The 20,445-nt window shown below is 64.8% G+C and carries 15 protein-coding genes; 13 read left to right on the top strand and 2 right to left on the bottom strand.

Translation table 11 applies throughout. From position 1 onward, the window contains the following. Nucleotides 1-372 precede the first annotated feature (372 nt). The 4 genes from CVUC_RS07435 (at nucleotide 373) to CVUC_RS07420 (ending at nucleotide 6,520) form a co-directional block, all read left to right on the top strand. The gene (locus tag CVUC_RS07435) at nucleotides 373-999 is read left to right on the top strand and encodes a hypothetical protein (RefSeq protein WP_010918051.1); all 627 of its coding nucleotides are present in this window, start codon (nucleotides 373-375) and stop codon (nucleotides 997-999) included. A gap of 71 nt (nucleotides 1,000-1,070) precedes the next feature. After that, nucleotides 1,071-2,339, top strand: coding sequence for an outer membrane beta-barrel protein (locus tag CVUC_RS07430; protein ID WP_012639895.1), 1,269 nt, complete (start codon nucleotides 1,071-1,073; stop codon nucleotides 2,337-2,339). A gap of 46 nt (nucleotides 2,340-2,385) precedes the next feature. Then, nucleotides 2,386-4,605, top strand: a complete 2,220-nt coding sequence (locus CVUC_RS07425; protein WP_096032192.1) for a GumC family protein — start codon at nucleotides 2,386-2,388, stop codon at nucleotides 4,603-4,605. Then, complete coding sequence (locus CVUC_RS07420) at nucleotides 4,595-6,520, top strand: O-antigen ligase family protein (protein WP_096032193.1); 1,926 nt, start codon at nucleotides 4,595-4,597, stop codon at nucleotides 6,518-6,520. The genes CVUC_RS07425 and CVUC_RS07420 overlap by 11 nt, the downstream gene beginning before the upstream one ends. On the opposite strand, the gene CVUC_RS07415 is transcribed toward CVUC_RS07420, so the two are convergent. Further along, nucleotides 6,514-7,167: an exopolysaccharide biosynthesis polyprenyl glycosylphosphotransferase gene (locus CVUC_RS07415; protein ID WP_164468035.1), complete on the bottom strand. Its 654-nt coding sequence runs from the start codon at nucleotides 7,165-7,167 to the stop codon at nucleotides 6,514-6,516. The genes CVUC_RS07420 and CVUC_RS07415 overlap by 7 nt on opposite strands. A 198-nt stretch (nucleotides 7,168-7,365) precedes the next feature. Between CVUC_RS07415 and CVUC_RS07410 the strand changes: the two genes are divergently transcribed. Further along, a complete protein-coding gene (locus CVUC_RS07410; RefSeq protein WP_024265506.1) occupies nucleotides 7,366-7,512 on the top strand; it encodes a hypothetical protein in 147 nt (48 codons plus the stop codon). A gap of 161 nt (nucleotides 7,513-7,673) precedes the next feature. On the opposite strand, the gene CVUC_RS07405 is transcribed toward CVUC_RS07410, so the two are convergent. Continuing rightward, nucleotides 7,674-8,492, bottom strand: a complete 819-nt coding sequence (locus CVUC_RS07405; RefSeq protein WP_010918056.1) for a transglutaminase-like cysteine peptidase — start codon at nucleotides 8,490-8,492, stop codon at nucleotides 7,674-7,676. Nucleotides 8,493-8,732: 240 nt separating this feature from the next. Here CVUC_RS07405 and CVUC_RS07400 point away from each other — a divergent pair, with 240 nt between their 5' ends. From CVUC_RS07400 to gspF, 8 genes are all read left to right on the top strand, one after another. After that, nucleotides 8,733-9,542, top strand: a complete 810-nt coding sequence (locus CVUC_RS07400) for a metallophosphoesterase family protein (protein WP_096032196.1) — start codon at nucleotides 8,733-8,735, stop codon at nucleotides 9,540-9,542. A gap of 84 nt (nucleotides 9,543-9,626) precedes the next feature. Continuing rightward, nucleotides 9,627-10,223, top strand: a complete 597-nt coding sequence (locus tag CVUC_RS07395) for a polysaccharide biosynthesis/export family protein (RefSeq protein ID WP_024265507.1) — start codon at nucleotides 9,627-9,629, stop codon at nucleotides 10,221-10,223. A 577-nt stretch (nucleotides 10,224-10,800) separates the two neighbouring features. Continuing rightward, nucleotides 10,801-12,339 (top strand): hypothetical protein, encoded by a 1,539-nt coding sequence (locus CVUC_RS07390; protein ID WP_096032197.1) that lies wholly within the window; start codon nucleotides 10,801-10,803, stop codon nucleotides 12,337-12,339. A 79-nt stretch (nucleotides 12,340-12,418) separates the two neighbouring features. Continuing rightward, entirely contained in the window at nucleotides 12,419-15,085 is a 2,667-nt protein-coding gene (locus tag CVUC_RS07385) for a TonB-dependent receptor domain-containing protein (RefSeq protein ID WP_096032198.1), read from the top strand. A gap of 189 nt (nucleotides 15,086-15,274) precedes the next feature. Next, nucleotides 15,275-15,712 carry a type II secretion system protein N gene (locus tag CVUC_RS07380; protein ID WP_096032199.1) on the top strand — a complete coding sequence of 146 codons (438 nt, stop codon included), beginning with the start codon at nucleotides 15,275-15,277 and terminating at the stop codon, nucleotides 15,710-15,712. Beyond that, nucleotides 15,709-17,772 (top strand): type II secretion system secretin GspD, encoded by a 2,064-nt coding sequence (gene gspD, locus CVUC_RS07375; RefSeq protein WP_096032200.1) that lies wholly within the window; start codon nucleotides 15,709-15,711, stop codon nucleotides 17,770-17,772. The genes CVUC_RS07380 and gspD overlap by 4 nt, the downstream gene beginning before the upstream one ends. Further along, the gene (gspE, locus tag CVUC_RS07370; RefSeq protein ID WP_096032201.1) at nucleotides 17,769-19,244 is read left to right on the top strand and encodes a type II secretion system ATPase GspE; all 1,476 of its coding nucleotides are present in this window, start codon (nucleotides 17,769-17,771) and stop codon (nucleotides 19,242-19,244) included. The genes gspD and gspE overlap by 4 nt, the downstream gene beginning before the upstream one ends. Continuing rightward, a complete protein-coding gene (gene gspF, locus CVUC_RS07365) occupies nucleotides 19,231-20,442 on the top strand; it encodes a type II secretion system inner membrane protein GspF (protein ID WP_096032202.1) in 1,212 nt (403 codons plus the stop codon). Before gspE ends, gspF begins: the two co-directional genes overlap by 14 nt. Nucleotides 20,443-20,445: the final 3 nt, after the last annotated feature.

Below are 20,445 nucleotides of genomic sequence, written 5' to 3'. Positions count from 1 at the left end.
GCGTCCAACCCAATACGGGATGGCATGCTTCCGGGCGCCTTCCTGCGGAATTTTTGAACTAGTTTTTCGCCCTGAAAGCGAATTCGTTCAGAACTCTGGCGCCGTCGTTGGATTCGATATGACATTTGTTGTCTTGCCAGCGTCATCATGTTTGTATAGCGCATTGCCGGCTTGCTGTTTCAGTCGCTGGACACAACCAGCGCGGCGGGCCGGTCTGGACATTCGACTAGCCGAAGACCCAAAGTTCTTTTTCCGGGTGGGGAATTGAACCGCGAGTGTGTTCTTTGGGAAACGCCATCGTTGTAATTCAGCGATGACGGCGTATCCAGAGTAGAGCATTTGTTTTAGTTGTCCTAAGAGGACGCCGTTCAATTGGAGGGAGCAGTCATGGCTTCTAACCGTTTCCGCGCCGTGGCGATCAGCCTGGCTGTTGCGATCGCGCCGGTGAGCGCTGGTCACGTTCTGGCCCAGACCGCCCCGGCTCCGGCCCCGGCGCCTGCTGCTGAGCCGTCGCCCCAGGCGCTGCAGTCGGCTATCGCCGCCGCCGCCGCCGAGGCCGCCTCGCAACCTGGCTTTGCGGCTCTTTCGCCCGCCGCCAAGCTCGCCGCGATCCAAGCGGCCGTCGCGTCGGCTCTGGCGGCCACCGGCGCTTCGCCGAACGCCATCGGCGCTGCGCTCGTTCAGGCTGTCTCGAGCGGCGTGGTGAGCGCCGGCGTCGCCGTTCAGGTCGCTGCCGCAGTGGCACCCCAGGTGGCCACCACCGTCGCCCAATCGCCTGCGGTGCAGACCCAATTGGCGCAAACGAATCAGACCGCAACGGTCACCACCACGGCGGCTACGACCACTGGTGGCGCGCCCAGCGTGCTGGTCAGCCTCCAGGGTGCGGCCTCGACAAGCACGGGCGGTGACGCTGCGGCCGGTGGTGCGGGTGGCGCGACCCCGGTCACGCCTGCGCCGTTTGATCCGTGCGCGGGCGTCATCGCCGCTTACTGCGGTTAATCGACTTGTCTCAAGGCCGACCAGCGCGTCACGACGCGCGCTGGCGGCCTTCAATATGGTGGGGATATACCATGCGAATTCTAACGTGTTCGGCCATCGCGGCCTGTATCGCGTTTAGCGCGCCACAGCTTGCGCAAGCGCAAGATCTCGGCAGCAGCTTCAAGCGCGATAAGAACACCAGCGTCCGTGAGCGTCCGCGTCCTGACTATGAAGCCGTTGGCCAAAAGGCTGGCGGTTTCACCGTCTACCCGCGGGTCACGGTGGACCTTGAGCACAACGACAACATCTACGCCGTCGCGGCGGGTAAGACGAGCGATGAGATCTGGCGCGTGAAGCCGGAGCTGGCCGTCCGTTCGGACTGGTCGCGTCATGCCCTTGGCTTCTTCGCCGGCGGTAACGTCATTCGCTACGCCGACAATGGCAGCGAGGACGCGGAAGAGTTCACTGTCACGGCCAATGGCCGCGTCGATATCGAGCGCGGCTCGAACCTGACCGGCTCAGTCCAGACCCAGCGTCTGGTTGAACCGCGTACGGCCCCGACCTCGCCGGTCGCTGCTGGCGCTCCGGTGAAGTACGATCTGACGTCGGGTTCGGCGACCCTGGTCAAGGAATTCAATCGCCTTCGCGTGACGGGCCGCGTGGACAACCGCGACTTCAACTACAAGGACGTCGCCAACATTGCCGGCACCGGCGTGGTCGATCAGGACTTCCGTGACCGCAACGAGCTGAGCTACGGCGCAAAGGCGGAGTACGCAGTCAGCCCCGACACGGCCATCTACGCCACGGCCACGGGCAACAAGAAGGACTACGACACCAACGTCGCCACCCAGGACCGTTCGTCGGATGGCTATGTGATCGGTGTCGGCGCCAACTTCGACGTTTCCGAAGCAATGCGCGGCGACGTGCAGATCGGCTACATGAAGCAGTCGTACGACAGGGCGGCCTTCAAGGAGATCAGCGGCTTCAACGCAAACGCCAATGTTGAGTGGTTCCCGACCCAGCTGACCACCGTCGGCGTGAACGCTTCCCGCTCGATCCAGGAAGCCGTGGCGCTCGGTTCGCCTGGCTACATCGCCAACACTGTCGGCGCCTCGATCGACCACGAGCTAATGCGGAATGTTCTGCTTTCTGCGAACTACAGCTACGGGAAGGACGCTTACAAGGGCGTGGCACGGGACGACAAGCGCAATAACTTCTCGGCGACGGCGACCTATCTCCTGAACCGCCGTGTGGGCCTGTTCCTGACCTACAACTATCTCAAGCAGGACTCGTCGGGCGCGCAAAAGGGCGCTTCGTTCAAGGACAACAAGCTGGTGGCTTCGGTCGCCCTGCAGTTCTGATCAACGTCCACGAAACGGCAAGGTTTGCCGGTTACTGAGAGTAGTTATGGACGGCTCCAGGTTTGAAACTTCGAACGCTCCGGTGAATGACACCGGAGCGTTGTCTTTTGATCTGAACATCGCGATCGCGACGTTCAGACGGCGCTTCCGGCTGTTCGCAGCGGTGGCGGTGGTGGTGTTCGCGGCGGTGGTGTTGTTCACCCTGCAGCAAACGCCAAAATATACGGCGATCGCGCAGGTCATGCTCGATGTGCGCCAGGAGCAGGTCACGGACATGAGCGCCGTGCTGTCTGGCCTGCCTGCGGATTCGTCCGTCGTCGATACTGAGGTTGAGGTGCTCAAGTCGCGCTCGCTCGCCGCGCGCGTCGTCAAAGAGTTGAAGCTGGAGCAAGATCCCTACTTCAATCCTTATCTCTCCAACGCTGAGGGGGCGGGGGCGTGGCTTTCTACTGTGCGAAAAGCCGCTGCTCCGCTCGATAATGTGGATTCCGTCGAACTGCAGCGCCGCAGTGAACGGATCGTCGATAGCGTCCTTGGCGGACTTAAGGTTCGCCGGGCGGGCCTGACCTATCTGATCTCGATCGAGTACACGCACAAGGATCCCAAGCGCGCTTCGGAGTTGGCGAACGCCTTCGCGAACCTTTATCTGACCGAGCAACTTGAAGCGAAGTTCGACGCCACGCAGAAGGCCAACGAATGGCTGGACACCCGCGTGGGAGAGCTCCGTGAGCAGGTGCAAGCAGCCGACGCTGCGGTTCAGCAATACAAGATTCAGAACAACCTGCTGAGCGCCGAGGGCGCGACCCTGACCGAGCAGGAAATCTCCAGCCTGAACCAGCAGCTAGCGCTCAGCCGCGCCTCTCAGGCTGAGACCGACGCCCGCCTGAACATCGCGCGTCAGCAACTTGCCAGGGGCAGCACCGGTGAGGACGTTGGCGAGTCGCTGAACTCGCCGGTGGTCCAGCAACTGCGCAAGCAGCGCTCCGAAAAGAGCGCCCAGGTCGCCGATCTTGGCGGTCGCTACGGCGATCGCCACCCTGAGCTGCTGAAGGCCCGGCGTGAGCTGGCCGACATCGACAGCCAGATTCAGGCCGAGATCCGCCGGATCATCTCCAACCTGGAAGCTCAAGCTCAGGTCGCGCGTCAGCGTACGGGTTCGGTGGCGTCCAGCGTCGCCGCCTCGAAGGGCACGCTCGCCGGCAACAACCGGGCCAGCATCGGTCTCGCCGAACTGGAGCGTAAGGCCCAGTCGGTCAAGACCCTCTACGAGACGCTGCTGTCGCGCTTCAAGCAGACGACCACCCAGGAGGGTATCGAGCAGGCAGACGCCCGCGTGGTTTCCCCGGCCAAGATTCCGACCCGTCCGAGCTATCCGAAGCCGACGCTGAACCTGGCCCTTGGCCTGGTCCTGGCTCTGGGTGCCGGCTTTGCAGCCGTCGTTCTCGCCGAGATTCTGATGGCGGGTCTGTTCACGGAGGACGAGGTCGAGCGCCGTCTGGGCCTGCCCTATCTGGGCGCGGTCCCGAGCCTTGGCACCACTGTTGACGATGCCAAGACCCTCAAGGGCATGACGCCGCCGGACTATCTGCTGGCGAAGCCGCTTTCGAGCTTTGCTGAAAGTCTGCGCAAGCTCCGAGCTTCGATCCTCTTCTCGAAGGTCGGCGAGACGGTTCAGGTGATTGCGGTGACCTCCTCGCTGCCGGGTGAGGGCAAGACGACAACCACGTTCTCGCTGGCCCGCACGCTCGCGACGTCTGGTGCGAACGTAATCGTCGTCGACTGCGACCTTCGACAGAGCGCCATCAGCCAGTTCCTGAAGGAGCCGGCGCCCGTGGGTCTTCTGGAAGTGCTCAATGGCGTCGCAACGCTTGAGCAGGCCGTGATGCACGATGAAAGTGGCGCGCATATTCTGCCGCTGGCGAAGTCGTCCTACACGCCGCGCGATGTGCTCGGCTCTTCGGCCATGCATCGCCTGTTGCAGGAACTGCGTCAGAAGTACGAGATCGTCCTTCTCGACACCGCGCCGCTGCTGGCTATCGCCGACACGCGTATCCTGGCGCCGCATACCGACGCCGTGGTGATGCTGGTCCGCTGGAAGAAGACCCCGGTCAAGGCCGTCCAATCGGCTCTGGCGCTGCTGCAGGGAACTCGAGCATTCATCGCCGGCGTCGCCCTGACCCAGATGGATCTGAAGGCGCAGTCTCGCTATGGCTACGGCGACTCCTACTACTATTACGCGAATTATCGAAAGTACTATGCGGACTAGCAAGCGGTTGGGCGCCGGCTCGTCCTCGTTCGGATCGTCGGGCTCAAGACGGCTCAAAGTGTCGGAGGGCGTCGCTGTCGGCGCCCTCCTGACACTGATTCTCGCCGAGATCATCGCGTTCGGCGCGAGCGAGCTGGCGGTTTCGTCCGCCTTCGCCGCGCTTCACGCGCTGTTTCCTATTGTTCTGCTGGCCACCTGCGGCTGGGCGCGAAACGCAGCGCGACAGGGCGTCAGCCCGACCTTGTGGCTGCCTTTCGCCATCCTCATGCTCGTGACGGCCTGGGCGCTCACGCCGTTCGGGCCAGGTGGTCCGCACCCGATCTGGCTATATGTCGAGCCAAACGGGGGGGCGATTACGGTCGATCGGTCATCCCTGATTCTGAACCTGGTCCGCCTGGGCGGTTTGGCCTGCCTGTTCCTGGCGGCTCAGATTATCGGCAGCTCCGAGACACGACGACGCGCCCTGTTCTGGTCCTTGCTCGTCGCGCTCGGCGCCTACGCTATCCTGGCCATTCTGCAGCATGTCGGCGTCCGAGCCTCGGGGCGCATGACCGCCACCTTGCTGAGCCCCAATACCCTCGCCACGCTGATGGGTGTGGGCGCTGTGTTCGCGGCGATGTTTGTCACCCAGTTCATCCAGCGGGCGGGGGGCAGGCTGTCCCTCGACAAGTTGCCGCTGGACGCTAGCATCAGTCTTGCCCTTCTCGCGGTGTTTGCGGTGGCGCTCGCCTTCACAGGATCCCGTGGCGGGGTCTTCGCAACTGTGGTCGCGCTCGCGACCTTCCTGATCTGGCAGGTGCTGGCCCAGGGCAAGCGCGCGCGGGTCGTGGTGATGATCGGCGGCGCTGCTGTGCTCTTCGCCGCGGTTGGTCTGGCGATGCGCAGCGCCGACATCACCGCCGCCCGGCTCGAAAATCTGGGCGGTGACGTCGCCACGCGTCAGACCATCTTCGCCGCGCACTGGCAGGCCTTCAAGGCCAGCCCTTGGTTCGGCTACGGCCTCGGCTCGTTTCCGGCCGTCAACCAGATGGTGATGACGAGCGAAACCCTGCCGGCTCTGTTCGATGTCCGTGCGACCCACAATCTCTATCTCCAGTGGCTCGAGGAAGCTGGCCTCGTCGGCGCGCTGAGCATGCTGGGTCTGCTGGGCGTCTTGTTGTGGCAGGTCTGCGCCGCCGCGAACAAGTCAGGGACCAGCGGTGCTCTCGCCCGCGCGGCGATCGCTTCGACGGCTCTGGTGCTCCTGCACGGCATGTCTGACTTCGCCGTCCAAGCGCCTGCGCTTCAGGCTCTCTTTGCGGTCGGCCTCGGCGCGCTGGTCACTTCGTCGCCGGCGCGGCGGGGACGCCTTCCGACCTTCAGCGCGACGCCGACCTTCGCTGGGGTCGTGTTGGTCAGTGGGCTGCTCGTGTCGGCGCCACTTGTCGCCGCGCGTTTCGGGGGAGACCTGAGCGGTCTGCCGACGGCGCCGGCGGAGTCCCTGGCGTCGAGCGTCGAGACGGGACTGGCCAGCGGTGCGACAGACCAGGCTATGCTTGACCGGCTGGACGCCCTGAGCCGGCGCGAAGTCGCTATGCGCCCCGGCGTCGGCGCGGCCTGGCTCCGGAAAGCGGCGGTGGATTTCAAGCGCGGTGACTTCGCCCGCGCTAATGAGGCGCTGGACCGATCCTATACGGTCGCTCCGTTGCACACGAGCGCGTTCCTGGCCCGCACGCGCCTCGCCTACGAGCATTGGGCGAGGCTGACGCCTGCCGTCCGCAAGCAGGTGATCTACCAGGTTCGCGTCGAGTATAAACGTCCAGACGGCGACAAACGGCTTACGGCTCTGGCCAACAGCATTCAGGACCCGTCCGGCCGTATTGGCCTGGCGCTTCTGATCGCCGCCGAGCGCATGACTAAGACAGCCGATCAGTAGGCGTTGTCGGTCGTCAGCAGGCTGGGGACTGTGCGCAGCACGATCTTCAGGTCTCGCCAGAGCGACCAGGTCTGGATGTAGTCGATGTCCGCCGCGATCCGCTGGCGCATGAGCTCAACCGTCTCGGTGCCGCCGCGTAGGCCTCTGACCTGGGCAAGTCCGGTCAGGCCAGGTCGCGCCTGGTGACGGGCGATATACTCAGGGATCCGCGCGCTGTAGTAGTCGTCATGGGCGGTGGCGTGAGGCCTGGGTCCCACCAGGGACATGTCGCCGCGCAGCACGTTGAGCAACTGCGGCAGCTCATCGATGCTGGTCGCACGTAGGATGCGGCCCACCCGGGTGACGCGGTCGTCACCCCGCTGCGCCTGCGCGACGTCTGGGCCGTCCTCCCGGCAATGCATGGTCCGTAGTTTGAGGATCTGGAAGGGGGCTCCACCCAGACCGCCACGGGTCTGCCGGAAAAGGGCGGGACCCGGTGACTCGAGTTTTATGGCGAGGGCCGCCAGTAGTAGGAGCGGGGCGAACAGGGCGGTCAGCAGCGCCGCGGCGACCACATCCAGGACGCGCTTCCGTAGATCCACCGCCACCCGAGGCAACGGTCCTCCCGGCCTCAGCGTCAAGAGCTGGGTCGATGGCCCTAGATCCACCGGATGATCCTTTAATTTCCCCAGCGCGTCGGAGAGAGGCTGTTCAAGTTCACAGGCCCATACGCTAACGCAATCGCTTGATGTCGTCGTGCACAAAAGGGGCGAGGCGCAGGCGATAATGTTAACAGCCGGTAGACCTTGTTCTTTCACGGGCCATTAGCGGCGCGACGGTTACATCATCGACAGCAGGAGCACTGTCTGATGATCGACGCAAAGTTGTCCTTCGCCCCGATTGAATCTGTGTCGGCGCGGCGGCTCCCGCCGCTGGCGGGCCTCGCGTTGGCCGCGGTACTCTCGGCGGGCCTCTGGGCGCTTCTGGCGGTGGCCATCGCGCAGTTGGTCTGATCCGACCGGATCACCAGAGCCAAATCTTCGTTCACGACAGAAAGCCCGCTCGGCGCCGCCGGGCGGGCTTTCTGTTGTCCGGGTGTTTGGGTTCCACCGTGCGAAAACCCCGAGCCTGGGGCTCGGGGTTTAAAGCTCAACGGACCCTTGCGCGAGAAACGTTAGGCGATCGACGTCCACAGGGCGGTGCCGGGGACTTGACGCTCAACCCAGCGATAGTTGAGGTCCGCCCACGGCGTGGCCCACGGCGTGAGGTTGTCGAGCACCCAGTCGCCGCTCTTCAGCGACACCATCAGGACCGCGTGCCCCTCGCCCCGCGCCGTCACGGCGACGGCAATCGACAGCGCCGACTCGGACACGCCGGCGGCGATCAGTTGGCGACGCTTCTCGAGGACGTAGTCCTCGCAGTCGCCATAGAGCTTGCCATCGACCATGCGCGGCAGCGCCCAGTACTCTTCCTGGCCGTACAGGTCGCTGTCATTGGCCTTCTTCACGTCGCGATTGACCTGCTGGTTGATCCGGTTGAGCAGCTTCATCTGGTCGCGTTCGTTACGATCGAACCAGGTCAGGACGGTTTCGGGCTCTCCGACCGGCGTGAACGCGCGCATCTGGCCGGCGGCGACGAAGTCTTCCACGGGGCCAAGCGTAAACGCCTCGATCATCTCCACCGACACCAGTGCGACGTCCGCGTCGCTGTCGCTATTCAAAGATTCCGTCGGCGCGAAGGTCCGCGTGGGGGCCAGGCCTACGGACGACGTCGGCGTCATGCCCTGGCGGCTCTGGGGACCTAGCAGCGCCAGCTGGGTAGTGGGAAGCCCGCACGTCTCGAGGTCGCGTCGGCAAAGGTCGGCGAAACCTGCAGGAGCCAGAACGCCATGGCCGCGCGGCATGAACGGCATCCCGCCGGCCTGTGCCTGGGCGCTCGTCATCAGCGCAGCGGCGCTGAGCAGTCCCATAACAATGTTTCGCGCCTTGAACATGCTGACCTCGCTGTGTTCGTGAGGTCAGTATTCATGTGAGGTCCGAAAACGAGTTGAATTTAGATGGTATAATCCATGTGTTTAACTGTCCTAAATTCGATATTTACCAAAACAGAACTCTAATTTACTTGGTAAATTGCGCGAAAAAGATTGTGATGAATTGTAGGTTAATGCGGCGGCTTTCGGTTGAACGCTGGAGCGCCGTGAGGCAAAATTGGTTCAAAGTCCCGGCGACGCACCGTGGCGTACGTGGCGAGTTCGATGTTCAAGGCCTTATTTCGTTCCAAGCAGAAAGAGCGCCGCGCGGTCTCCACGGGAGGGCGCGTGCTCTACGCCATAGGCGACGTTCATGGGCGCCTGGACCTGCTGGACGGCCTGATCGCGCGCATGACCGATGACTATCGCGCCCTCGGGCGTGAGGACCCGCCCGTGTTGATCATGCTGGGCGACTATGTGGATCGGGGCGCGCACTCGTCTGGCGTGATCGACCGCCTCATCGCGCTAAGCCAGCAGGCGGCCGAGGGGCGCTTCGAGTTCCGCGCCCTGATGGGCAACCACGAGGAGACCCTACTGCACTTCCTTGATGATCCGCAGGCCGGACCGTCGTGGGTGGAGTATGGCGGCGGCGAGACGATGGCTTCGTATGGCGTGCAGCGTCCCGTGGGGCGCGCCGATCTGGAGGTCTGGGAGCAGACGCGGGTGGCTTTCCGCGCAGCCTTCCCGCCCCACCATGAACAGTTCCTGCGTCGACTGGAGCTGATGGCCGTCTATGGCGACTATGTCTTCGTGCACGCCGGCGTCAGGCCTGGCCTGCCGCTTGAGCGACAGGTCGCCGCAGACCTGCTTTGGATCCGCAACGATTTCCTGGACAACGCCCACGGGCTAAAAGCCACCGTCGTTCACGGCCACACGCCAGTCGAAGAGGTTTTCGTCGGGCGCCAGCGGATCAATGTCGATACGGGCGCCTACGCCACAGGCGTGCTGACCGCGGTGAGACTTGATGGTGGTGAGCCCAAGATCATCCAATTTAGTAAACCGCGCGCAGCTTAGAGTTCGTCTTGTTCATCGCGCGGTCACGTGCGATGTGGCATTGCAACTTCCAGGTCTGACAAGTCCGAGATGAGACGCTTTTCCATGATCGGTTTTTCGAAACTCTCTCGCGCGCTCGCCATGTTGGCGGCCGTGGTTTTCATGATGGTCTCGACATCGAATGGTGTCGCCCATGCCCAGGTCGGCTCCGAGCCCGCCCCCTTCGCGGGAGCGGCGCAAGCGGTCGACTATCTTCTGGGCCCTGGCGATAAGGTCCGGGTCACGGTGTACGGTGAGGAGTCGCTGTCGGGCGAGTTCTTCGTCGCCGGCACTGGGCTGATGTCCTTGCCGCTGATCGGCGAGATCAAGGTCGGCGGCATGACCGTCGGCCAGTTCCAGACGGCGGTTCAGGACAAGCTGAAGGATGGCTACCTGAGGGACCCGCGCGTAAGCGCCGAAGTGCTTACGTTCCGTCCCTTCTACATTCTGGGCGAGGTCGAGAAGCCTGGCACCTATCCCTACACCTCGGGCCTGACCGTTCTGAACGCCGTGGCGACGGCGGGCGGCTTCACCTACCGGGCCGACAAGAAGATCGTCTACATCAAGCGCAACGGTGATGCGTCCGAGATCAAGGGCGAGCTGAAGCCTTCGACCCTGGTGTCGCCCGGCGACACGATCCGCATTGGTGAGCGCTTCTTCTAGTTGGCTTGCCAGCATTGTTCGCAAAGGCCCGGCGGTGACGCCGGGCCTTTTTCGTTTGCGCTGCGCACCGACGCGCTCACGATGAGGCTTTAGGCGAGCGCATCGATCGATCCGCCGCCTTCATAGCGCGTGTCTGGTTCGAGATGGCTCAGCTAATGCCTAGGGGCTTTGACTCAAAAATATCAAGAAAAACAACGGCGAGGCCGAGAATAAATATCCTTATACAGATTAAAATCTCGGTGGGCGCACCCCGAGCTTCTTTATGCGGTTAGCGGGGATGTAATCCCAACCTCAAAAAATGAACTCCAATTCGAGTTCCAAGTCGAATCTGTCAAAAAAGCTTCTCACTTTCGTGATAGGAGATTCTCCCTCATAATATTCGGCCACGAATAGTGAATCTAATTCGGCCCTGTATTCCCGCAGATGGGGAATCCTCTCTATCGTAAGAAGTGCAACGCTCAGGCGCCTTGTATTGAGCGCCGACTGTTCCGCAAAAACTGTCACAATTGCCGACTAAACACCCCCGGAGGCTTGATCGCCTGCGTTCGTCGCGGCTTGAGAAACCAGAGGGGCTCCTGTGAAGCTGTATAGAAACCTAATCCTCATGAGCTGCGCGGCCATGGCGCTCGCTGGCTGCGGCTCGGATGACATCTCCTCGCCGGGAACGGGCGGTAACGTCACCATCAACAATCCGACCACCCCGACCACCCCGACGACCCCGACCACGCCGGCGGGCGTGACCCCGGCCTCGGGCTGCCCGACCATCGCCGATCCGCAACAGCTGAAGGACGACGGTACGATCACGGGCCCGACGGGCACCTGGCGCGTGTGCACCCTGCCGTCGCGCGTCAACCGCTCGATCACCCTGCCGAAGATCCCGGGCCTGCTGTATCAGCTGGCTGGTCGTGTTGACGTCGGCACGGATGGTGGCTTCACCAGGACCGCTGCGGACACCAATGTGACCCTGACCATCGAGCCGGGCGTCATCGTCTACGGCGGCACGGGCGTGTCCTGGCTCGCGGTCAATCGCGGCAATAGGATCAACGCCGTCGGCACCGCCGCGCGTCCGATCGTGTTCACCAGCCGAGACAACATCCTGGGTCTGAACACCGAAACCTCGCAAGGCCAGTGGGGCGGCATCGTGCTGCTGGGTCGCGCGAAGATCACCGACTGCTCCACCGGTTCGACCACTGCGAACACCTGCGAGCGTCAGACCGAAGGCGCGGCCGACCCGGCCCTGTTCGGCGGTTCGGACGACGCCGACAACAGCGGCATCATGCAGTACGTGCAGATCCGTTATTCGGGCTACGTGCTCGGCGCGAACGTGGAGCTGCAGTCGCTGACGCCGTCGGGTATCGGCAGCGGCACCGTGCTGAGCCACATCCAGAGCTACAACAGCTCGGACGACGGCGTGGAGTTCTTCGGCGGCATTCCACAGATGAAGTATTTCGTGTCGGTCGGCGCGGACGACGACAGCCTCGACGTTGACGTCGGCGCTCGGGCCAACTTCCAGTACGGTCTGATGATCCAGCGCGACGGCGCGGGTGACGCGCTGATGGAAATCGACAGCAACGGCCGTGAGACCGAGCTGCCGCGTACCGATCTGCGTCTCTCCAACTTCACGATGATCCAGCGTCAGGTGAGCAGCAACAACGAAGCGTCCAACCAGGCTTCGCTGCTGCTGCGCGGCAACTCCGACACGACGATCGCCAACAGCATCATGCTCTCGCCGAACAACGAATGCCTGCGCATGAACGGCTCGGGCACGACGCCGGCGACGCTGACGGCGCGCTCGTTCGTGATGAGCTGTAATGCGGCGAAGTACCTGGGTACGGGGACTTACAACGCGACCACCGTGGCGGCTCAGTTTGGTTCGGGCGCCAACAACAACAACGACGCCTTCACCTCGACGCTCAACGCCTTTGTCAACGGCGCCAACGAGCTGGCCGTCGCCGTGTTCAACGCCACGGGTCTGGGCGCCTTCTTCGGCGCCACCACCTACATCGGCGCTGTCCGCGACAGCAACGACACTTGGTACGCCGGTTGGACCTGCAACAGCGGCGCGGCGAACTTCGGTTCGACCAGCACCGCCTGCACGTCGCTGCCGACCAACTAAGACGACGCGACTTCGTCGAAGCGGGGGGCGGCTGGAACACAGCTGCCCCCCATTTTTACCTGCCTAGCTCCCCGGGGGATTGGATATGATTACGCGTCGGCTAACGTCCCTGCTGCTTCTTTCGACCGCGCTCTCGATGCCGACCTGGGCGCTGGCGCAGACCGCCCCGTCGGCCGAAGAGGCCGCCAAGCCGACGGCTGCGGCGGCGCAGTCCGATTTTCAGCAACCCGAAGTCTCGATTCCGGGCATGGTCGACGCGGTGGTCATCACGGCCAACCGCTCGGGCAACGTCGTCCGCACCGGTTCGCAGGTCGTCTCGGTGCTCAGCGCGGCGGAAATCGCGCGTACGGGCGAGGGCAATATCGCGGGCGCGCTCACCCGGGTCACCGGCGTGACCCTGGTCGGCAACGGCTATGTCTATGTTCGCGGCCTGGGCGATCGCTATTCATTGGCCCTGCTCAACGGTTCGCCGTTGCCGAGCCCTGAGCCGCTGAAGCGTGTGGTTCCGCTGGACCTGTTCCCCAGCCGCGTGATCGCCTCTTCGCTGGTTCAGAAGAGCTATTCCGCCAACTTCCCCGGCGAATTCGGCGGCGGCGTGATCAACCTGACCACCAAGTCGATCCCGAGCGAAGGCTTCATCAGCATTGGCGGCTCGGTGTCCGGCGACACTGAAACCACCAATCAGCTGGGCTATGACTATTACGGCAGCAAGTCCGACTGGACCGGCTTTGACAACGGCAACCGCGACACCCCTTCCGCGCTGGCCGCCTTCTTCGCCAGTGGTGAGCGGATCAGCTCTGGCAAGGTCAACACCGCCGACATCGCCAGCCAGCTGGTCAACAGCCGCAATGGCGTGGTCCAGAAGTGGAACCACCTGCCGGCCAACTATTCGATGGACATCACGGCGGCCAAGCCGTTCGACCTCGACTCGATGGATCTCGGCGTTATCGGCACGATCGGCTTCAGCAACCGCTGGTCCACCCGTGACGCGCAGATCCAGAGCTCGCTGAACGCGGATCTCGAGGACAAGGAATCGGATTTCCGCCGCGTCAGCACGGACAACCGCATGGTCCTGAACGGGCTGTTCGGCGCGTCTCTGGGCTTTGGCGAGAACAAGATCCGTTGGACCAACCTCTACGTCCACGACACGATCAAGAATACGCGTCTGGCCATGGGCCGGCGTGGCGGCACCAATGTCGACTACATGCAGCAGAACACCGGCTGGTTTGAGCGCCAGCTGATCAACACGCAGTTGGTCGGCGAGTTCAAGCCGATGGATAAGCTCAACGTCGACGTTCGCGCCAACTACGCCAATACCCAGCGTGAAGCGCCGGCCGAATTGTCGTTCGAGTACGTCCGCACCAACGCGGCGGCCGATCCGTTCGGCGCCTACTTCGTCAACCGCCTGAACAACGGCAATGGCGGCGACGCGCGCATCAGCTATTCGGATCTGGACGAAGACCTGTGGTCGGGCGGCGTCGACGCCACCTACAAGCTGGCCCCGGGCTTCGCGGCGACGGTCGGCTACGCCTATGTCCATACGGACCGCGACAGCTCGCGCCGCGACTTCCAGTTCCAGGCGTCGAACACCTTCCCGCGCGGCGTCGACATGCTGCGTCCGGACCTCTTGCTGGCGCCGGCGATCATCAAGAACTTCAACATCGCGCTCGTTGACACCAACGAAGGCAATCCTGCCTTCCGCGCCCAGCTGCAGAACCATGCGGCCTACGGCAAGCTGAACGGCACGGTGTTCCAGGATCTCGATTTTGACGTGGGCGTTCGCTACGAAACCGCGCGTCTGAAGGTGGCTCCGACCGAGGTCTTCAAGACCCCGGGCGCCTCGCTGGCCTCGACCCGCCAGAACGAGACCTACTGGCTGCCGTCCGCCACGGCGACCTGGCACGTGAAGTCTGACCAGCAACTGCGCCTGAGCGCGTCGAAGACGATCGCCCGCCCGCAGTTCCGCGAGCTGATCTATCAGTTCTATTTCGATCCCGACAGCAACCGCATGTATCGCGGCAACCCGCTCCTGACGGACAGCGAGCTGACCAACGCCGAAGGTCGCTACGAGTGGTACTTCGCCAGCGATCAGCGCCTGACGGTGGCGGGCTTCTACAAGACCATCGATCGTCCGATCGAGAGCTTCGTCTCGGGCAGCGACCTGTCGACCAGCTTCGCCAACGCGCCCAAGGCCAAGCTCTATGGCGCCGAGTTCGAAGTGCAAAAGTACTTCGATCTGGCGGACTTCAAGGGCGACTTCTGGGCCAGCCGTCGCCTCGTGGCGATCGCCAACTATACCTACTCGAAGTCGGAGCTGCAGGTTTCGGCCGGCGACACCGTCTCGGTCTTCGCCGCGACCTCGACCAAGGCGACCGACTACTTCACCGACGGCGCCCCGCTGACGGGTCAGTCGGATCACGTGGTCAACCTGCAACTGGGTCTTGAGGACACCGAGCGCCTGTCGCAGCAGACCCTGCTGATCAACTACGCCAGCAAGCGAGTCACTAGCCGTGGTCTGGTCAACAGCGGTCAGCCCGACGTCGAGGCCTATCCGGGGACCCGCATCGACTTCGTCGCGCGCCAAGGCCTGGAGCTGTGGGGTCGCGAAGTCGAGCTGAAGTTCGAAGCGCGCAACCTGACCGGCGTCGGCTACGAAGAGTATCAGAAGGCCGGCAAGAACCGGGTCGACGTCAATACCTATGACGTCGGTCGTTTCTTCTCGATCGGCGCTTCGGCGAAGTTCTAGGCGGCCTGCCGAGAGGCGGAGTTCTCCGCTCATCGGTGGGTTTCGCAGAGGGTGCAAATCGACGGCGCTCCCGGCTCGGATCATCCGAACCGGGAGCGTTTGTCGTATTTCTGTAGTAAAATCGTTGCAGAAGTGCGGCGCCGCCGCGCTACATCGCTTCGACCGTAAGCGACCTGTTGGCGGACCCCATTGTCATTCCTTGACCTTCACCGTTCGCCAGGTCCCAGGCTCATCCTCGCGCTTGAGATCCTGGTCGTTCTCGTCCTCGCCGCCCAGGCGGCGCGCCTCGTGTGGGTTCTCGCCGCGCCCGTCGGCGCGGTCTCATCGCCCGCCAAGGCGCCGCGGCCGCCGGTCGACCTGAGCGTGCTTGCCCGGTTTGACGCCTTCGGCGCGACCGGCGGGTCGGCGGGCGGCTCGGCCATCGACGGCTTCCGCCTGTTTGGCGTGCGGTCCGGCGGGCCGGGCGGCGGCTCAGCCATTATCGCTGGACCCGATGGCGTCCAGAAATCCTACGCCGTCGGCGAGACCATCGCCGATGGCGTCACCCTTGCCTCGGTCGCCGCCGATCATGTCGAACTGTCCCGTGGCGGCGCACGCGCGACCCTCTCCTTCCCGGTGTCCCAATGACCAAGGTCGCTTCGTCGCGTTCCGTTCTGGCCGCTGTCGCTGCGGCGCTCGTCATGGGCGGGGCGAGCCTCGGGCCGGCCCCCGTGCTGGCCCAGACCCAGCTGCTCAATGTCCAGGACGCGGACATTCGCGTCTTCATCCAGGACGTCGCCAAGTCGACCGGCACGACCTTCATCATCGATCCCCGCGTCAAGGGCACGGTGACCGTGGCCAGCAACGGTCCGCTGAACCGTCGCGAGCTGTTCGAGGTGTTCCTCGCCACCCTGCGGGCCAATAACTTCGTGGCGACGCCGGCCGGTAACGGCGCCTACCGCATCGAGCCGTCCGAGAACGCCGCCCGTCAGCCTTCGGCGGCCGGCGGGCAGTTCGCCACCGAGGTGTTCCGTCTGCGCACCCTCGACGCCGCCAGCGCGGTGGAGATGCTCAAGCCGCTGGTCGGGCCGCAGGGTCAGGTCGTGGCCAATCCGCGCGGCGCGGTCGTGGTGGTGGCTGACTATGCCGACAATGTCCGGCGCATTCGCGGGCTTCTGGCCCAGGTCGACCAGGACCGGGCGATGGTCCACACCGTCACCCTGACCCACAGCTCGGCCCGCGAGATCGCCCAAGTCCTCAACGACATGCTCGCAACGCCGGGCGCCGAGGGCAAGAGCGGCCGTGGCGCGGTCACCGTCGTGCCGGTCGACAGCAGCAATTCGGTTCTGCTGCGGGGCGACTCCGACGCCGTCCAGCGCCTGCTGCCCGTCATCGCCGACCTGGACCGTCGCGCCGAGTCCAGCGACGACGTGCGTGTCGTGTTCCTGCGTCACGCCAACGCCGAACAGATGCTGCCGGTGCTGCAGCAACTGGTGGGTCAGGCGACCACCTCGGTGACGACCTCCTCATCGCGCGGTCTGAGCAACGCGCGGACCGCTACGGGCGCCTCCACGGCGACGACCGCCCCCTCCGCGCCGGTCGCGGCGACCACGTCCGCCAACGGGCCCCAGGCCACCATCGCGCGCTTCCCAGGCGCCAACGCTTTGATCATCAATGCGCCGCCCGAGACCCAACGCACCCTGGCGGAGGTCATTCGCCAGCTGGACGTCCGCCGCGAGCAGGTTCTGGTCGAGGCGATCGTGGTCGAGGTCACCGACGGCACCGCCAAGCAACTGGGCGTGCAGTTCCTGCTGGGCGGGACCAACGGCACCATTCCGTTCGTCGCGACCAACTACACCAACGCCACGCCCAGCCTGCTGCCGCTGGTTGGGGCTGCGGCCACCACCACCAGCGGCGCCGACACCGAGGCGCTGAAATCGTTGCGGGACGCCGCCGTCAGTTCGTTGCTGACCGCCTCGGGCGTGACGTCGGGCGTCGTGGGCCGCAGCGGCGATGCGCTGTTCGGCGCGATCATCAATGCGGTGAAGAAAGACACGGGCTCGAACCTTCTGTCGACGCCGTCGATCATGACGCTCGACAACGAGGAGGCCCGCATCTTGGTCGGCCAGGAAGTGCCGATCACCACGGGCGAAGTGCTGGGCGACTCCAACGCCAATCCGTTCCGCACCATCCAGCGCCAGAACGTCGGCATCCAGCTGGAGGTGAAGCCGCAGATCAATGCGGGCGGCGGCATTACCCTGTTCCTGCGTCAGGAAGTCTCCAGCGTCGCCGGCCCGGTCAGCGTCGGCTCCAGCGAACTGATCATCAACAAGCGCGAGATCGAGACCACGGCCCTGGTCGACGACGGTGACATCGTCGTGCTGGGCGGCCTGCTGGATCAGCAGGAGACCCGGTCGGCCCAGCGCACGCCGGGTCTGGGCGACGTCCCCGGTCTGGGCGCCCTGTTCCGCAGCACGGCGCGCGAGCGCAAGAAGACCAACCTGATGGTCTTCATCCGTCCTCGCATTATCCGCAGCAGCGCCGACGCCCGCGACCTGACCGCCCCGCGCTACGACTACATGCGCAATCTGCCGCCCATGACGACGCCGGACGGCGACAACTCGCTCGACGCGGTCATGCGCGACTATCTGAACGCGGCGCGTCCGGTCGCCGCGCCGACCGCCGCGAAGCCGGCGACGACGCCATGACTACGCCGATGCTCGCCTACGGTTTCGCCAAGCGAAACGGGGTGGTCCTGCTGTCCCTGGGCGAGCGAGCGGTGATCGGCGTGCGCGAGGGCTATGACCCGATGGCGCTGGTCGAGATCCGTCGAGCGGTCGGCGCGCCGCTGGCGATCGAGCCGATGACGGCCCCGGTGTTCGACCGCAAGTTCTCGGAGGTCTATGCGGGCGCGGGCTTGGCCACCGCGTCGAGCGCCGACAGCCTGGACCTGGAAGGTGGCCTTGGCCTGCTGCTTGAGGACATGCCCGCCGCCGCCGACCTCCTCGACCCGCAGGACGACGCGCCGGTCATCCGCCTGATCAACGGCCTGATCGCCGAGGCCGTGCGCCTGGGGGCGTCGGACATTCACATCGAGCCCTTCGAGAAGGCCCTCATCGTCCGGCTTCGGATCGATGGCGTGCTGACCGAGGTGTTGAGCCTGTCGCCGCGGATCGCCGCCATGCTGGTGTCGCGGGTCAAGGTCATGGCCAAGCTGGACATCGCTGAAAAGCGCGTACCGCAGGACGGCCGGATCTCTCTGGCCCTGGGCGGCAAGAGCCTGGACGTCCGCGTCTCGACCCTGCCGGCCCGCATGGGCGAGCGGGTGGTGATGCGGATCCTCGACAAGGACCAGGCGGGCCTGCGTCTGTCCGACCTTGGCATGTCGCCTGATGTGCTGAGCGCGCTGGAGACCGCCGTGCGCGAGCCGCACGGGATCATTCTGGTCACAGGGCCCACGGGCTCGGGCAAGACGACGACGCTCTATGCCGCCCTGGCCGTTCTGAACGACAACAGCCGCAACATCCTGACCATCGAGGACCCGGTCGAATACGCCGTGCACGGCATCGGCCAGACCCAGGTCAACACCAAGGTCGGCATGACCTTCGCCGCGGGCCTGCGCGCTATCCTGCGCCAGGATCCCGACGTCGTCATGGTCGGGGAAATCCGTGACTCCGAGACCGCCCAGATCGCCGTCCAGGCCAGTCTGACAGGCCACCTCGTCCTGTCGACGGTGCACACCAACGATGCGGCGGGCGCGGTGGTGCGTCTGCGCGACATGGGCGTGGAGCCCTTCCTGCTGGCCTCGACCCTGCGTCTCGTGATCGCCCAGCGCCTGGTGCGTCGCCTGTGCGAGCACTGCCGCACGCCCGAGCCGGCGGACGCCGCGACGGCGGCCCTGGTGGGCCTGCCCGAGGGTGAGATCCTGTATCGCCCCGTCGGCTGCGCCCATTGCGGCCACACCGGCTATCAGGGCCGGATCGGCGTCTATGAGGCCTTGCGCGTCGACGACCACCTGCGCCGCCTGATCGGCGGTAACGCCAGTGAGCAGGAGATCACCGAGGCCGGTCTTGATCGCCGTCTGGGGCAGGAGGCGCGGCACTATGTTCTGGCCGGCCTGACGACGGTGGAGGAGGCGCTCCGGATCACGGGGCAAGGGGCGCGCGATGGCGACCTTTGACTATGTGGCCCTGGATCTGTCCGGGCGCACGCGTCGGGGTCAGCTGAAGGCCGTCGACGAGGCCGCCGCAGCCGATCAGTTGCAGCGCAAGCGCCTGGCGCCGGTCAAGATCATGGCGTCCGTCGCCAAGCCGGCCCAGGTCGGCCGCTTCGCCCTGGGTCAGGGTCTGAGCGCCAAGGACCGCTCGATGTTCACCCGCCAGCTGGCGACCCTGACGTCGGTCTCGACGCTGGAAGAGGCGCTGCGCACGATCGCCCTGCAGGCCGACAAGCCGAAACTGAAGCAGGTGATCGGCGAGGTTCACGCCGCCGTGCTGGAGGGCTACCGGCTCTCGGACGCCATGGGCCGTCCCGCCAAGGCCTTTCCGCCGCTGTACCGCGCCATGGTCGCAGCCGGCGAGTCGTCCGGCGCCCTGCCGGCGATCCTGGATCGTCTGGCGGATCTTCTTGAGCAACAGCAGCAGGTCCGGGCCAAGATCACCACGGCCCTGGTCTATCCGATCGTGCTGGCGGTGGTCGCCTGTCTGGTCGTCGCGGCTCTGATGGTCTTCGTCATCCCCAAGGTGGTCGAGCAGTTCGACTCGATGGGACAGACCCTGCCGCTCCTGACCCGGCTCGTCATCGGCCTGTCGACCGGTCTGCAAACCTTCGGCTGGCTGATCGTCGTCAGCGCCGTGGTCGCCGTCTTCGCCTTCCTGCGCGCCCTGCGCCATCGGCCCTTCAAGCTGGCGGTCGATCGCTGGCTGCTGCGCCTGCCGATGATCGGACGCCTGATCCGGGACGTGCACGCCGCGCGCCTGGCCCGTACCCTCGCCACCATGGTCGCCAGCGGCCTGCCGGTGCTGGAGGGCCTGATCCTGACCGCCGGCACGGTGCGCAACGCCGTCCTGCAGGCGGCGCTCGACGACATGATCGCCGCCATCCGCGAAGGGGGCGCGCTGTCGGTGGCCATGCGCCGCGCCGAGGTCTTCCCGCCGGTGCTCGTCTACATGACGGCCAGCGGCGAGAGCAGCGGGCGCGTCGAAGCCATGCTGATGCGGGCGGCCGACTATCTGGAACGCGAGTTCGAGACCTTCACCGCGACGCTGCTGAGCTTGCTGGAACCCGCTATCATCGTGCTGCTGGGCGGCGTGGTGGCGACGATCGTGCTGTCGATCCTGCTGCCGATCCTGCAGATCAACAATCTCGCCCTGACCTAGGAA

This window comes from Caulobacter vibrioides (assembly GCF_002858865.1).
GTDB lineage: Bacteria > Pseudomonadota > Alphaproteobacteria > Caulobacterales > Caulobacteraceae > Caulobacter > Caulobacter vibrioides.
The sequence above is the reverse complement of the archived record's forward strand: the minus strand, read 5'-3'. Positions and strand labels throughout refer to the sequence as shown.